Origin of the sequence: Lysinibacillus sp. IITD104 (assembly GCF_036698265.2) — a bacterium.
GTDB lineage: Bacteria > Bacillota > Bacilli > Bacillales_A > Planococcaceae > Lysinibacillus > Lysinibacillus boronitolerans.
This window is the reverse complement of record NZ_JBAHYH020000001.1, coordinates 2,778,720-2,792,460: the sequence shown is the minus strand read 5'-3', so window position 1 is coordinate 2,792,460 and position 13,741 is coordinate 2,778,720. Positions and strand designations below refer to the sequence as shown.

The window sequence follows — 13,741 nt, the reverse complement described above, 5'->3', positions numbered from 1 at the left end:
AAAGGAGATACCGAAAAGAGTAGTCGGCATCTCCTTTCGTCTTTTTGACAAAGGAGGATGGCGTGATGTTGCAGTATATAGGAAAACGACTCTTACAATCCGTTTTAACCCTTTTTATTATCATCACCATTGTCTTTTCATTATTACGGCTAATGCCAGAGGAAGGCTATTTAGGAGCGGCAGCCGATAAAATGTCACCTGCTCAGCAGGAAATTTACTTAACAAGTCTCGGCTTGCGCGACCCAATCCTTGTCCAGCTAGGGAATTTTTACAAGAATTTACTGCAGGGGGATTTGGGGAAATCTGTGACCTATCGTACCGATGTCCCAGTAGTGACGATTATTGCAGATAAAATCACGTATTCTTTGCTTTTTGGTTTAGGAGCAGTCGCGTTATCACTACTGATTGGTGTGCCGCTAGGAATAATGATGGCCTATCGTAAGGGACGTTGGCTGGATCGACTTGGGACAGGCTATATCGTATTTGTTGTTGCAGTCCCTGCAGCCGTTTATTACTTAGTCATTCAAATGTATATTACAGAACTCTTTCAATTACCGATGCTGTTTGATGAATACAGGCCGATTACTTGGATTCTTCCACTTACGTCAATGGCATTGGCTCCAACTGCCTCCTACGCGATGTGGATGCGACGCTATATGGTCGATGAACTGAACAAGGACTATATTAAGCTGGCTAGGGCGAAGGGCGTAAGGGAGCGGACATTGATGTTCAAGCATGTATTACGTAATGCCTTTATTCCTATGGCACAATATTTACCTGCTACGATTCTGTTTACGATTACAGGCTCAATCTATATAGAATCGTTGTATTCCATTCCGGGGATGGGGGGCTTGCTTGTGGATGCTATTCAGCGACAGGATAATACGATTGTGCAGGGCCTAGTGTTAGTGTTTTCTTCCCTTGGTATCATTGGCCTTATTTTAGGGGATATTGCCATGGCACTTGTCGACCCTCGTATTAAATTAGGCAAGGGAGGGGGTGTGCGTTAATGGGGATGTATACAGATGAAATCAATAATATTTCAAATAAATCACGTGAAACCTTGTTTGAATTTGCTGAAGTGGACGCAAGGCAGGCAGAGGAAACGGGCTATTCAAATTATTCTTATTGGCGGTCTACATGGCAATCCTTTTTGAAAAATCGACTGGCTGTTTTTTTATTAGTTGGAGTGATCATCATTGTAGGCTTTACTATTTTACAACCCTATTTACCAGCGCAAAAATCACCAACTGAAATTTACTTGGATGAACAAACAGGGATGCAGGCACGTAATATTGCACCTAATGCAGAATTTTGGTTTGGCACGAATTCGATTGGTCAGGATTTATGGTCTCGTATTTGGGCAGGGACGAGAACTTCTCTCTTTATTGGCTGTGTTGTCGCCTTAGTGGAGGCAGTGGTGGGCATAACCATTGGCACGCTATGGGGCTTTTCGCGGAAATTAGAAGCGCCTATTACACAGCTTTATAACGTCGTCGATAATATCCCCACAACCATTGTGCTCATTTTAATGTCCTATATCTTACGGCCAAGTATTTCAACCATTATTATTGCCATGTGTATTACGGGGTGGGTGGAAATGGCGAGGTTTATCCGCAATCAAATTGTTATTTTGCGTGACCGCGAATACAATCTAGCCTCAAAATGCTTAGGCACACCTGATTATCGTATTATTCTAAAAAATCTATTACCCTATTTAATTTCTGTCATTATGCTACGCATGAGCTTAGCGATCCCCTTTGCAATTGGGGCAGAAGTCTTTTTAACGTATATCGGCTTAGGGCTTCCGATCAGTGAGCCATCCTTAGGAAATTTAATCAATGAAGGACGTGTCCTTATGATGTCACCAGATCTACGTTATCAGCTTATTTTCCCAAGTATTGTGCTAAGCGTTATTACGATCGCATTTTATATTATTGGTAATTCCTTTGCAGATGCAGCAGATCCGAAAAACCATGTATAAGGAGAGGAAGCGAGTGACATTGAAAAAATCACGCATATTAGGCATTCAAAATTTAGTGATTCAGTTTACGCTACGTGGGCGAGTTTTAACAGCGATTCGCGGTATTTCACTCGACCTTTACAAGGGAGAAAGTTTAGCCATTGTGGGCGAATCAGGTTCGGGTAAATCCGTGCTGATGAAATCCATTATGGGCTTGCTTGATAAAAATGGTCGTATTAAGCAGGGACAAATTATTTACAATGCGCAGGATTTAGGCAAGTTCACAACAGAGCAAGAATGGCTAGGGATTCGTGGCAAGGAAATAGCGATGGTGACACAGGATCCGATGACATCGTTAAACCCGCTCAAAACCATTGGAAAGCAAATTGAAGAATGTGTGGTTATGCATCAGGGCTTAAGAGGCAAGGAAGCCTATGCGGAAACACTAAAGCTGTTAACAGATGTCGGCATTACCGATGTACAAAAGCGCTATAAGCAATACCCGCATGAATTTTCAGGAGGGATGCGCCAACGCATCGTGATTGCGATTGCGATTGCCTGTAAGCCGAATATTTTAATATGTGATGAACCCACGACAGCCTTGGATGTAACCATTCAGGCACAAATTTTACAGCTCTTAAAAAGTCTTCAGCAAAGATACGGCTTAACAATCGTCTATATTACGCACGATTTAGGCGTAGTCGCAAAAGTGGCTGACCGTATTGCCGTGATGTACGCGGGTGATGTCATCGAGGTTGGGGAAACACATGAAATTTTCTTTCATAGTAAGCATCCTTATACGTGGGCGCTTATTTCCTCTTTACCACAGCTTGGCTCAAAAGGGGAACAATTGTATTCCATCAAGGGCACACCTCCGAATCTTTTTCAGGAAATAAAGGGAGATGCCTTTGCCCCACGCAATCCATATGCATTGAAAATCGACTTTATCGAGCGGCCACCTTTTTTTCAGGTCAGTGATACCCACTATGCTCGTACATGGTTATTAGACCCACTTGCACCAAAGGTAGAGCCTCCAGCAGCCTTACAAGCATTCTTTGCCGAGGGGAGGCAGTATGCGAATGACTGATAAAGAGGTTCTAGTAGAGGTGAAAAATTTGAAAGTTGTGTTTGGTAAAGGGAAAAATAAGTTTACGGCCATTGATGATGTCAGCTTTCAAATTTATAAAGGCGAAACATTTGGCATTGTAGGTGAATCAGGCTCAGGTAAGACAACGATAGGTCGGGCGATTATGCGCATCAATGAGGTCACAGAGGGACAAATTTTGTACCATGGTAAAAGTATTCAGGGGAAAATCTCGAAAGATTGGGATAGAGAAATTACGCAAAAAATCCAAATGATATTCCAGGACCCTATGGCATCTCTAAATGAACGAGCAAAAGTCGATAATATTGTCTCAGAGGGCTTATACCCTTCGGAAAAATTTAAAGATGAGGCAGAGCGGCAACAAAAGGTGCGGGATGCTTTATTGAACGTTGGGCTACTTCCAGAGTTCTCAAGCCGCTTTCCGCATGAGTTTTCAGGAGGTCAACGCCAACGTATCGGTATTGCTCGTGCGTTAGTGATGGAGCCTGAATTTATCATTGCAGATGAGCCTATATCTGCCTTGGACGTATCCATTCGAGCACAGGTTTTGAATTTATTAGCAAGCCTTCAACAGCGAAATCATTTAACGTATTTATTTATTGCCCATGACTTATCGATTGTCCGTTTTATTACGGATCGAACGGCGGTTATTTATAAGGGGAAGATTGTGGAGCTAGCGGAAACAGAAAAGCTTTTTGCTCATCCGCTGCATCCTTATACAAGGGCTTTGTTATCAGCAGTACCAGAGCCGAATCCCTATAAGGAGCGGGACAAAGTTGTAGAAGTGTATGATCCGTCCCAGCACCGTTATGATGAAAATCCCCCCTCATTTGTTGAGATAGAGGAAGGTCATTTTATTTTAGCCAATGAAGAGGAACTTGCCCATTATCGTACTTCACTGAAAAGGGAGGAAAAGATATGATTTGTCCAAAGGCATTGAAAAAGGGTGACACAATTGGTCTTATTAGTGCTTCTGGCGCAACGCCACCCGAAAAGCTGCAGCCTGCTATTGCTAGTATCGAAAAGCTCGGGCTCAATGTGGTCGTTGGGGAGACCTGTCACGTAAGACATGGCTATTTAGCAGGCACAGATGATTTACGGGTAGCAGATGTTCATCGTATGTTTGGCGATCCAATGATTGATGGCATTTTTTGTATACGTGGGGGCTATGGTGCGACGAAAATTTTAGCCCAATTAGACTTTGACTTGATAAGTGCCAATCCAAAAGTATTTGCTGGCTATAGTGATGTGACCGCTTTACATATAGCGTTTAATCAGCTATGTGGCTTTGTAACCTATCATACACCAATGCCATCCACAGAATTTATTAGACAGGAGATGGATGACTATACATGGCAGTCGTTCATTCAGCTGATTATGGAGAATGAAAGAAAGGCGTACTACTTAAAAAATCCTTCTCACCAGCCCATGTCCTCACTGGTGGCTGGGAGTGCTTCAGGTCAACTTATCGGTGGCAATTTAACATTAGTGACAGCTTCACTTGGCACACCCTATGAAATTGATACACGAGGTAAAATTCTGTTTTTAGAAGATATCGATGAAACGGAGCAACGGGTGGATCGTATGCTGACACAATTAAAACTGGCAGGAAAGCTAGATGACGTGGCAGGCATTTTATTGGGCGCTTGGACAAATTGCGAACCTGAAAATCCCGCACACAGCTTATCATTACAAACTATTTTTCAAGAAATTCTAGTGCCTTTAGGGAAGCCTATAATTGCAGATTTGGCATGTGGTCATTGTTTACCAACAATGTCGCTTCCTTTAGGAAGAACCATCAAGATGGATGCGGACAATCAGCGTATCCATGTAAATGGGTAGGTGGTCTATGGAGCAGAGGATTACTACACTTATTCAAGAATCGCCCTACAACGTACATTTGTTTATTAAAAATTTAACAACGAATCAGTTGCTCATCGGTCATCAGCTAGAGGCTTCATTTTCAAGTGCAAGTTTAATCAAAGTGCCGATACTGCTAGCCCTGCTCTCACATATAGAGAAAAACAAATTATCACTTGATTCAACGCTTACGATTTCATCAGCTGATTGGGTGGATTTTAGTGTAATTAGTGAACAAAGACTTATACAAAGCACTTTCTATGAGCTGCTAGTGTGGATGATTATTACAAGCGATAATACAGCTACGAACGTCCTAATCGATGTAGTTGGCATGGAATATTTGAATGACTATTTTCAGCATATCGGTTTACAGGACACATTGCTACAGCGAAAAATGATGGATGTGGAGCGGCTAGCAAAGGGCATAGATAATCGCACATCAACAAGGGATATGGCGCATCTATATACGCAAATCTATCAGCAAGAGCTTTTATCGCCTCCCTACAATAAACTAGTCATTGATATTTTAAGCCGTCAGCGTGTACATGACTCCCTAAAGCGCTATCTAGTAGATGATGTGAGGCTGGCACATAAAACAGGCGGACTGGATACCGTCGATCATGATGTGGGGATATTTTACACGCATGCAGTCGATTATAGTATGGGTGTTTTTATAACAAATGTTACGGACAATGATCACGCACGCCAACTCATTGGTCATCTATCAAAAGTTGTCTATGACCAGCTGGTGAAGCGGAGGGGGGAGAAGGATGAAGGCTATCGTTACAGCCATGATTGCTAGCTTGCATGCCATGCCAGATAAAGCTTCTGAACTAGTTGATGAAGTGCTTTATGGGATGACCGTAGAGATTATCAGTGATGTCAATGACGCTTGGGTTTCTATTCGAACGGTCTATCGTTACGAGGGCTATTGTCAGAAGGCAGACTTACTGCAAGAGGAAGCACTTGCAGCTACATGGCAACAAGATGCACAGTATGTAGTCTGTCAAAGCTTTGCAGATGTTTTGCAGCAACCACGTATTCAAAGTACAAAGCTGCTAACGCTTGTAAGAGGCTCTTCCATTCGTGTCATGTCAGACGAAGCAGTACCTGAAGAATGGTCAGCTGTACAGCTAGTGTCAGGACAAATAGGGTATGTCCGAACAAAATGGCTACAGCCTAAAATAACAGCACATTCATTACCGGAGCAGCAGTTCCGTGAAAATGTGGTGGACACAGCGCTCAGCTATTTAACGGCCCCTTATCGCTGGGGTGGCAAATCGCCACTAGGTATTGATTGCTCTGGTTTATGTTCAATGGCTTATATGTTAAACGGTGTCTATATTTATCGTGATGCCCGAATAGTAGAGGGCTTCCCGATCGTTAACATAGACCAAGACCAAATGCAGAAGGGTGATTTAATCTATTTTCCAGGTCATATTGCTCTATACATGGGTGATGATTTGTATGTCCATTCATCGTTAGGTGGTAATGAAGTAACCATTAATAGTCTAGATGCCAAACATCCCCTCTATCGACAGGATTTAGCCACAACCATACTAGCAGTAGGTACTTTATATAACTCGCAGAAGGACTAGTTAAGCCTTGATGCTATTAAGCTTTTTTGAAGGTCAGTCCCATTTTGAGGATGATAAACGTACTGAGGTGGATCAGTACTAACACGATGAACTGCCATAGCCCAATTAAAAATGTACTCATGCATAAATCAAACACTGCTTCACCTGGCGGCATATCTGGATAGGGCTTTAATTGCCCATAATGCCACACAAAATAACAGGCGATAGAGGTGCCTTGTCCGACATAGACAAAGGTCCAATGGATAGAAGCGGCTACTCTTTGCCGACTACAACATAGTAAAAGGTTCGATAAAATAATAAGAGTGGGGAAAATAATAAGATAAAAGGAACCCTCTGCTATGTTTGGTATGAAATATAGGTGATAGCTAAGCTGAATCAATGGCAATAGCACAAGGTTAACGGCGAAAAGACTGAGCAATTGTGTACGCTTCACTGTGTTCCTATCCTTTCCGTATTTTTTCACTAAGACGTTTTGACAAACGAATTAGTTTCATGAGAAAAAACGTCCATACTCCTTGATGAGTCATGGACGTTTTTGTGTTAATAATGATAAATATTAAGTTGCTGACCTGCTTCAAGTCGTTCTGTTCGAAGCTGATTCCATTGCTTAAGTGATGTCACTTTCACATTATAGGCTTCGGCAATCTTCAAAAGTGAATCTCCATCAGCCACCGTGATGGTTTTCTTATCTTTTACAGGACTATCATACTGTTGAAGGTCATATTTTGCGATTAATGTATTTAATTTTTCATTGTAAGCCGAATCAGTTGCATAGGAGCCTGTTAAAAACTTCGTCGCATCTGTATAGGTAGTGGTGTTGCTTTTGAAAACGCCTGCGTAAAAATCTTTATTCCATGAAACGCCATTACGCATTAATTTTACATAATCCTGCATGGACGCTTCATAGGAAGGGTATTTGCGGAAGTCAGCCATGATGGTAGAAAGGTTACCTGACCCATCATCCTCTGTGGTTTCGAGTGTGACGGAATTATTTTGATAGCTGCCTTTCATTCCAAAAAGATTATAATTAGGGGCAGAGCCAAGTCCACTTTGCCCATGCTCACTTTCTAGAATCGCCTGAGCGATCATCACGGATGCATATAAGTCGTTGTCAGCACCAAGATCTCGTGCGGTCTCTGCAATCTCACCGATAAACTCTTCCACACTTGGACGATCATCAATAACCACAGACTCTTCTCTTTCAGTCGTATTAAATAACTGTGTAACCATATAAAACGAAATACAAATAACAACAACGGCAATCATAAGTCCTTTAAAAAAGTTTAGCACGTATTTCATTGTAGCTGGATGTTGGTCGTGACCACATCTCCCTCCCTTCTATTAAAAGTTTAGCTATCTCTCATTATTACAGAGAGTGAAAGAGATGTATAGTTGAATAGACTTCATCATTAATAGAACGTCTCCTGCCTTAAGTTAGTTCCTAAATCTATCTTAAAATTCTGAGACATAAATTGAATCTCTCAAAATCCCCTTATTCACTAAAATCCTTGTAAAACTTTGCCCACCAAGAGTCTGCTGGAAATGTTGTGAAATTGTCTATTACAGTTTTTCTTATCTTCTCACAGCTAGTAATTGGCAGTCAATTTCATAGAATGGTAGAGACAAGAATAATTTCATAGAAAATGGTATTATAAACCTTTAAAACAATTAGTTGAAAGGGCGTTTTGATTGAATACGATTTATAATGTGACACAAAAACAGCTATATGATTTTCTACTGAATGTAGCGACAATAAGACCAGTCTTTATTTGGGGAGCACCTGGCATTGGGAAATCAGCGATTGTTGAAAATTTCGCCAGTGAATTAGGGCTACCCTGTGTGTCGTTATTGGGCAGTCAGCTAGCACCTGAGGATATTATTGGTGTTCCGCAGATAAAGGATGGCTACAGTGTTTTTTGTCCACCCAAAATAATTGCACGCGATGAACCTTATTGCCTTTTTTTAGATGAATTAAATGCTTGCTCACAGGAAGTACAAAAAGCGTTTTATAGTCTTATTCATGAACGCAGAATTGGAGAGTTTACATTGCCAGAGGGCACGATTGTTATTGGTGCAGGCAATCGGGCTCAGGATAATGCGATTGTTAAGCCGATGTCCTCCGCATTAATCAATCGGATGGTTCATGTTCAGCTGAGGGCATCACATAAAGATTGGCTTGAATGGGCCTATGCACATGAAATACATCCATATGTGATTGAGTATATTCAAATGCGTCCCGATCATTTATGGAGCGAACCACCGAAAACAGAAGAACCCTTCTCCACGCCTCGTTCATGGCATATGTTAAGTGATTGTTTGTATGCATATGGCAGCAGCTTACAAGAACAAACAATCGATCTATTAGCAAGTAGCTGCCTATCCGCGCATACTGCCAGTCAATTTAAAGCCTTTATCAAGCAAGTGCAAAGTAAATACGATCTCGCTAAAATTATTCAAGGAGAATTACGTTGGCCCGATCAACCTGATGAAAGAGATTTGCTTTATTTCCTGGCACAATCCTTCCGTGCTCAGTTACTGAAGGAGCTTCCGAACGAGCATACGACATTGAAGGGAAATCAACGGCAATTAGCCTTTCGAGCCAAAGACTTGATCAAGGACCTATCATCCATCAGCTTAGAAATTGCACAGATGGTTGTGTCAGAGCAAAAGGGTGAAGCATTGCCTGCCTGGTTTATGCTGGAGGTTATCCGTGATTTACCACGTTTAGTAGCCAAAAAGGAAGGGTAAGCTTATGGCCAAAAAAAAGAAAGCATTACAGCAGGAGCATAAAAATGAGAAAGCCATCGCACGTGGGCATGACATTGTCTGTACACATCCCCTGTTTGAGGCGTTGTGTCATGCTGTTTACATGCAATACGAAAGTATGCCACAAAAGGATTGGGCTTACGTTACAAGCACAGGTGTTATTTATGTGAATCAGGATAAAAAAGGTCAGCCAAATGAATGGGCTTATGTGATTGCGCATTGCTTGCTACACCTTGGCCTACATCATCATCAACCAAAAGAGCAGCAGGAGCTGTGGAATATTGCCTGTGACTGCTATATAACAAAATTTTTAGCAGAGCTAAAATTTGGTCAAGCACCAAAGGAAATGAATAATCCTCTTTTTGTGGCCATTAGCTCTGAGGAAAAATTATATGAACGATTTTTACGCGAAGGTGTACCAGATGATTTGAAAGGCTATAGTACAATGCCAGGTCAAGTGGACTTTGTTATTTCACAAAATCAAACAGGCTATCTATATCGAGGGAATAGTAATTTCGCTGCATTATTTGCAGAAGGTTTAGCGAAAGCCGTGCAAAGTGCCATTCGCGTAGCGGGAGGGGTAGAAAATACATTTGGAGGCACAACGAGGGTAACACAAGCACAACGCGCAAAGGCATGGTTTATGAGCTCCTATCCCTTATTCGGTGCTTTGGCAGCAGATTTTACGATCATTGAAGACCCACTTATTTGCACAAGAATGGATATTTCGGTCGCAGCCATTGCAGTGGAAACGAAGGAGATTTATTTGAATACCGCTATGGGAATGACCGATGAGGAAATGCGGTTCCTCATGGCACACGAATTGCTGCATGCGGGTTTAAGCCATGCGACCCGCAGACAAGGACGTGATCCCTACTTGTGGAATGTTGCTTGTGATTATGTTATCAATGGCTGGCTCATCGATATGCAAATCGGCGAGATGCCAGCATTTGGCGGGCTATATGATCCAGCATTAAAGGGACTTTCAGCTGAATCTATTTATGATCGTATAGTTACAGATATGAGGATGTATCGCAAATTAAGAACCTTTCGAGGGCAGGGCATCGGAGATATGATCGAAACGAATCCACCAGATTTTTGGGAAGGCAAGGTTGGCGTGGATTTAGATGCTTTTTATAGAAGGGCATTGAGTCAAGGGTTAAGCTATCATATGACCCAAGAGAGAGGCTATTTGCCACAAGGGCTCATTGAGGAAATTCGTAGCCTAGCACAGCCTCCTATTGCCTGGGATGTGGCATTAGCCAAATGGTTTGATCGGATGTTTCAACCGATAGAGAAAGTTAGAACGTATACCCGCCCCAGTAGAAGGCAAGCATCGACACCTGATATAGCTAGACCAAGATGGATTCATCAAAGCGGTGAGGAAGATGGACGAACTTTCGCAGTCCTTATTGATACATCAGGCTCCATGGACCGTCTCTTACTAGGAAAAGCACTCGGCACAATAGCGAGCTATAGCATCGCTAGAGATGTTCCCTTTGTTCGCGTTATATTTTGTGATGCTGTTGCCTATGACGCGGGCTATCTAGCACCTGAAGAACTATTAACGAAAGTGAAGGTAAGAGGTAGAGGAGGCACAGTGTTACAGCCTGGTATACAGCTACTTGAAGCCGCACAGGATTTTCCAAAGGATGGTCCTATCCTGATTATTACAGATGGACAATGTGATCGTTTAGCCATTAAAAGACAGCATGCCTTCGTACTACCACAGGGGGCCAAGCTACCATTTGTGCCCAAAGGCGAGGTATTTAGAATGAAATAGTTTCACCTACCTACAAATGTTTGAAATGATTTTTGTTGGTGAAATATAAAAAGTGAACGCATTTCATGAGCGAATTCTAAAGGAGATGACAGATGATTACATTTGATAATGTCTCAAAACAATATGATAACGACCAAATAGCTGTCAAAGCACTAAATGTAGAAATTAAAAAGGGTGAATTCTTTGTTATTATTGGCCCTAGTGGATGCGGCAAAACTACTTTGTTGAAGATGATTAATCGATTAATACCCTTAACAGCAGGCACCATCTGGATCAATGATAAAAGAATTAGCGATTATAATATCCATGAGCTGCGTTGGAGTATTGGCTATGTACTACAGCAAATCGCCCTATTTCCGCATATGACAATAGAGGAAAATATTGCGGTTGTTCCAGAACTGAAGAAATGGAGTAAAACGAAAATCCATCAGCGTGTAGACGAACTATTAGCGTTGGTGGGGCTGGAGCCAGCGAAATATCGTCAGCGTAAGCCAAAGGAGCTGTCAGGAGGCGAACAGCAAAGGGTTGGCGTTGTTCGTGCCTTGGCAGCTGACCCAGAAATTATTTTAATGGATGAGCCCTTTAGTGCGCTAGACCCTATTAGTCGCACCAAACTACAGGATGATCTACTAGAGATGCAGCGTACCATCCAGAAAACCATTGTATTTGTATCACATGATATGCAGGAAGCACTGAAATTAGGAGATCGTCTCTGTATTATGAAAGATGGCGAAATTGTTCAGATAGGTACTCCACAGCAATTGCTACAAAATCCTGTAAATGATTTTGTCCAACAGTTTATTGGAGGTAAGCAGTCGGATCAATTGTTTACGATCCATGATGTGTTACAGCCAATCACTGTGACAAACGACTTTGGGCATACCATTCCTGTTGATGCCCCATTTCCGACGATTCTTGAAAAATTAGCCGAGCATGACTTGTTAGGTGTCGAAGAGAATGGCAAGCTCATTGGCATGGTGACAAGAGCTTCCACGCTTCGTTATTTAGCAGCGGATTCTAAGAAAAGAGGGCATGTGCATGGTGGCTAATGTGGTAGATGTATTTCAGGAACGGAAGGCACAGCTGCTGGCTGCATTACTAGAGCATATCCAAATCTCTTTTATTGCGCTATTTTTTGCTGTCCTCATCGCTATTCCCCTAGGTATCTATTTAACCAATAAAAAGAAAATAGCCGAGAGTATTATTGGAATCAGTGCTGTGCTGCAAACGATTCCTTCCTTAGCGTTGCTCGGCTTATTAATCCCTTTATTCGGTATTGGGAAAGTTCCCGCAATTATTGCGTTAGTCGTCTATGCGCTGTTGCCTATTCTACGAAACACCTACACGGGCATCAATGAGGTTGACCCATCACTGAAAGAAGCGGCATTAGCTATGGGAATGAATCGATCAAAGCGTTTAGTAAAGGTTGAGCTACCACTTGCTATGCCTGTTATGATGGCTGGTATTCGGACAGCAATGGTGCTGATTGTGGGAACAGCAACATTAGCTGCTTTAATTGGTGCAGGAGGCTTAGGAGATATTATATTACTTGGGATTGACCGAAATAACACGGCACTCATTCTTATAGGAGCCATTCCCGCTGCTATTTTAGCCCTGATTTTTGATGTGGCGCTTAAAAAGTTAGAATCTCTGTCCTTTAAAAAAACAATAACGACGTTGAGTCTCATTAGTTTAGCGGCACTGGTAATGATTTTCTTCCCGCTCCTAAGCAATAAACAGCAAGATGAAATTGTCATTGCAGGAAAGCTTGGTGCGGAGCCTGAGATTCTCATCAATATGTATAAATTATTAATTGAGCAGGAGACCGATTTAACGGTGACATTAAAGCCAGGGCTTGGTAAAACTTCATTTGTATTTAATGCATTGAAATCGGGCAGTATTGATATTTATCCTGAATTTACAGGCACCGCTATTTCGGAGTTTTTAAAGGAAGAAGCCATTAATAATAACCAAGAGGACGTCTATCTTCAGGCGAAAGAGGGGATGCAGGAGCAATTTGATATGGTCATGCTAAGCCCCATGAACTATAACAATACGTATGCACTCGCTGTATCAGAGGAGCTGGCTGAGAGCTATCAACTGCAAAAAATCTCTGATCTTAAACCGATAGAGCAGAAGGTGAAAGCAGGCTTTACATTAGAATTTAATGACCGTGAGGATGGCTATGTTGGCATACAAAAACGGTATGGGATAGCCTTTACGACACTTGCAACGATGGAGCCAAAGCTTCGCTATCAGGCAATACAATCAGGTGATATTAATTTGCTCGATGCTTATTCAACGGATAGTGAAATTCGTCAATACAAGCTACGTGTATTGGAGGACGATCAAGCATTATTCCCACCATACCAGGGAGCGCCTTTACTAAGGAAAGAAACGCTGATTGACTATCCAGAGATTGGAGAAGCGTTAAATCAACTAGCTGATCACATTACAGATGATGAAATGCGAGAAATGAATTATCAGGTGAATGTAGAAGGAAAGCTTGCAGCAGAAGTAGCAAAAGAATATTTAATAAAGATAGGATTATTAAAATAAACCCTCTAGCTTTAGAGGGTTTATTTTTATCAATAATTTATTAATGATAAACATTAAAAAATTATTGATAGAGATAAAAGGGGATGTATAATAGAGAGAAGGGAGGG

At 41.8% G+C, this 13,741-nt stretch carries 13 protein-coding genes; 11 read left to right on the top strand and 2 right to left on the bottom strand.

Annotated features, from left to right (window positions below; all coding sequences use genetic code 11):
• The first annotated feature begins 65 nt into the window (after nt 1–65).
• From V1L66_RS14355 to V1L66_RS14325, 7 genes are read left to right on the top strand one after another with little or no spacing between them, the layout of a single operon-like run.
• Complete coding sequence (locus V1L66_RS14355) at nt 66–1,010, top strand: ABC transporter permease (RefSeq protein WP_036081513.1); 945 nt, start codon at nt 66–68, stop codon at nt 1,008–1,010.
• Complete coding sequence (locus V1L66_RS14350) at nt 1,010–1,984, top strand: ABC transporter permease (RefSeq protein WP_016992041.1); 975 nt, start codon at nt 1,010–1,012, stop codon at nt 1,982–1,984. Before V1L66_RS14355 ends, V1L66_RS14350 begins: the two co-directional genes overlap by 1 nt.
• Nucleotides 1,977–3,050 carry an ABC transporter ATP-binding protein gene (locus tag V1L66_RS14345; RefSeq protein ID WP_333005734.1) on the top strand — a complete coding sequence of 358 codons (1,074 nt, stop codon included), beginning with the start codon at nt 1,977–1,979 and terminating at the stop codon, nt 3,048–3,050. Before V1L66_RS14350 ends, V1L66_RS14345 begins: the two co-directional genes overlap by 8 nt.
• Nucleotides 3,043–3,990, top strand: coding sequence for an ATP-binding cassette domain-containing protein (locus tag V1L66_RS14340; protein WP_333005733.1), 948 nt, complete (start codon nt 3,043–3,045; stop codon nt 3,988–3,990). The genes V1L66_RS14345 and V1L66_RS14340 overlap by 8 nt, the downstream gene beginning before the upstream one ends.
• A complete protein-coding gene (locus tag V1L66_RS14335; protein WP_333005732.1) occupies nt 3,987–4,910 on the top strand; it encodes an LD-carboxypeptidase in 924 nt (307 codons plus the stop codon). Before V1L66_RS14340 ends, V1L66_RS14335 begins: the two co-directional genes overlap by 4 nt.
• A 7-nt stretch (nt 4,911–4,917) precedes the next feature.
• Nucleotides 4,918–5,730: a serine hydrolase gene (locus V1L66_RS14330; RefSeq protein WP_333005730.1), complete on the top strand. Its 813-nt coding sequence runs from the start codon at nt 4,918–4,920 to the stop codon at nt 5,728–5,730.
• Nucleotides 5,699–6,526: an SH3 domain-containing C40 family peptidase gene (locus V1L66_RS14325; protein WP_333005728.1), complete on the top strand. Its 828-nt coding sequence runs from the start codon at nt 5,699–5,701 to the stop codon at nt 6,524–6,526. Before V1L66_RS14330 ends, V1L66_RS14325 begins: the two co-directional genes overlap by 32 nt.
• 16 nt (nt 6,527–6,542) lie before the next feature.
• On the opposite strand, the gene V1L66_RS14320 is transcribed toward V1L66_RS14325, so the two are convergent.
• On the bottom strand, nt 6,543–6,959 hold the full coding sequence (locus V1L66_RS14320; RefSeq protein WP_036081500.1) for a hypothetical protein: 417 nt from the start codon (nt 6,957–6,959) through the stop codon (nt 6,543–6,545).
• 107 nt (nt 6,960–7,066) lie between these two features.
• Nucleotides 7,067–7,825, bottom strand: coding sequence for a glucosaminidase domain-containing protein (locus V1L66_RS14315; protein WP_036081496.1), 759 nt, complete (start codon nt 7,823–7,825; stop codon nt 7,067–7,069).
• A gap of 390 nt (nt 7,826–8,215) precedes the next feature.
• Here V1L66_RS14315 and V1L66_RS14310 point away from each other — a divergent pair, with 390 nt between their 5' ends.
• The 4 genes from V1L66_RS14310 (at nt 8,216) to opuFB (ending at nt 13,634) form a co-directional block, all read left to right on the top strand.
• Nucleotides 8,216–9,274 carry a MoxR family ATPase gene (locus tag V1L66_RS14310; protein ID WP_333005725.1) on the top strand — a complete coding sequence of 353 codons (1,059 nt, stop codon included), beginning with the start codon at nt 8,216–8,218 and terminating at the stop codon, nt 9,272–9,274.
• A 4-nt stretch (nt 9,275–9,278) separates the two neighbouring features.
• Nucleotides 9,279–11,075: a DUF2201 family putative metallopeptidase gene (locus tag V1L66_RS14305; RefSeq protein ID WP_333005724.1), complete on the top strand. Its 1,797-nt coding sequence runs from the start codon at nt 9,279–9,281 to the stop codon at nt 11,073–11,075.
• Nucleotides 11,076–11,167: 92 nt separating this feature from the next.
• Nucleotides 11,168–12,124: an ABC transporter ATP-binding protein gene (locus V1L66_RS14300; RefSeq protein ID WP_333005723.1), complete on the top strand. Its 957-nt coding sequence runs from the start codon at nt 11,168–11,170 to the stop codon at nt 12,122–12,124.
• Nucleotides 12,114–13,634, top strand: a complete 1,521-nt coding sequence (gene opuFB, locus V1L66_RS14295; protein WP_333005722.1) for an osmoprotectant update ABC transporter permease/substrate-binding subunit OpuFB — start codon at nt 12,114–12,116, stop codon at nt 13,632–13,634. The genes V1L66_RS14300 and opuFB overlap by 11 nt, the downstream gene beginning before the upstream one ends.
• The last annotated feature ends 107 nt before the right edge of the window (nt 13,635–13,741 follow it).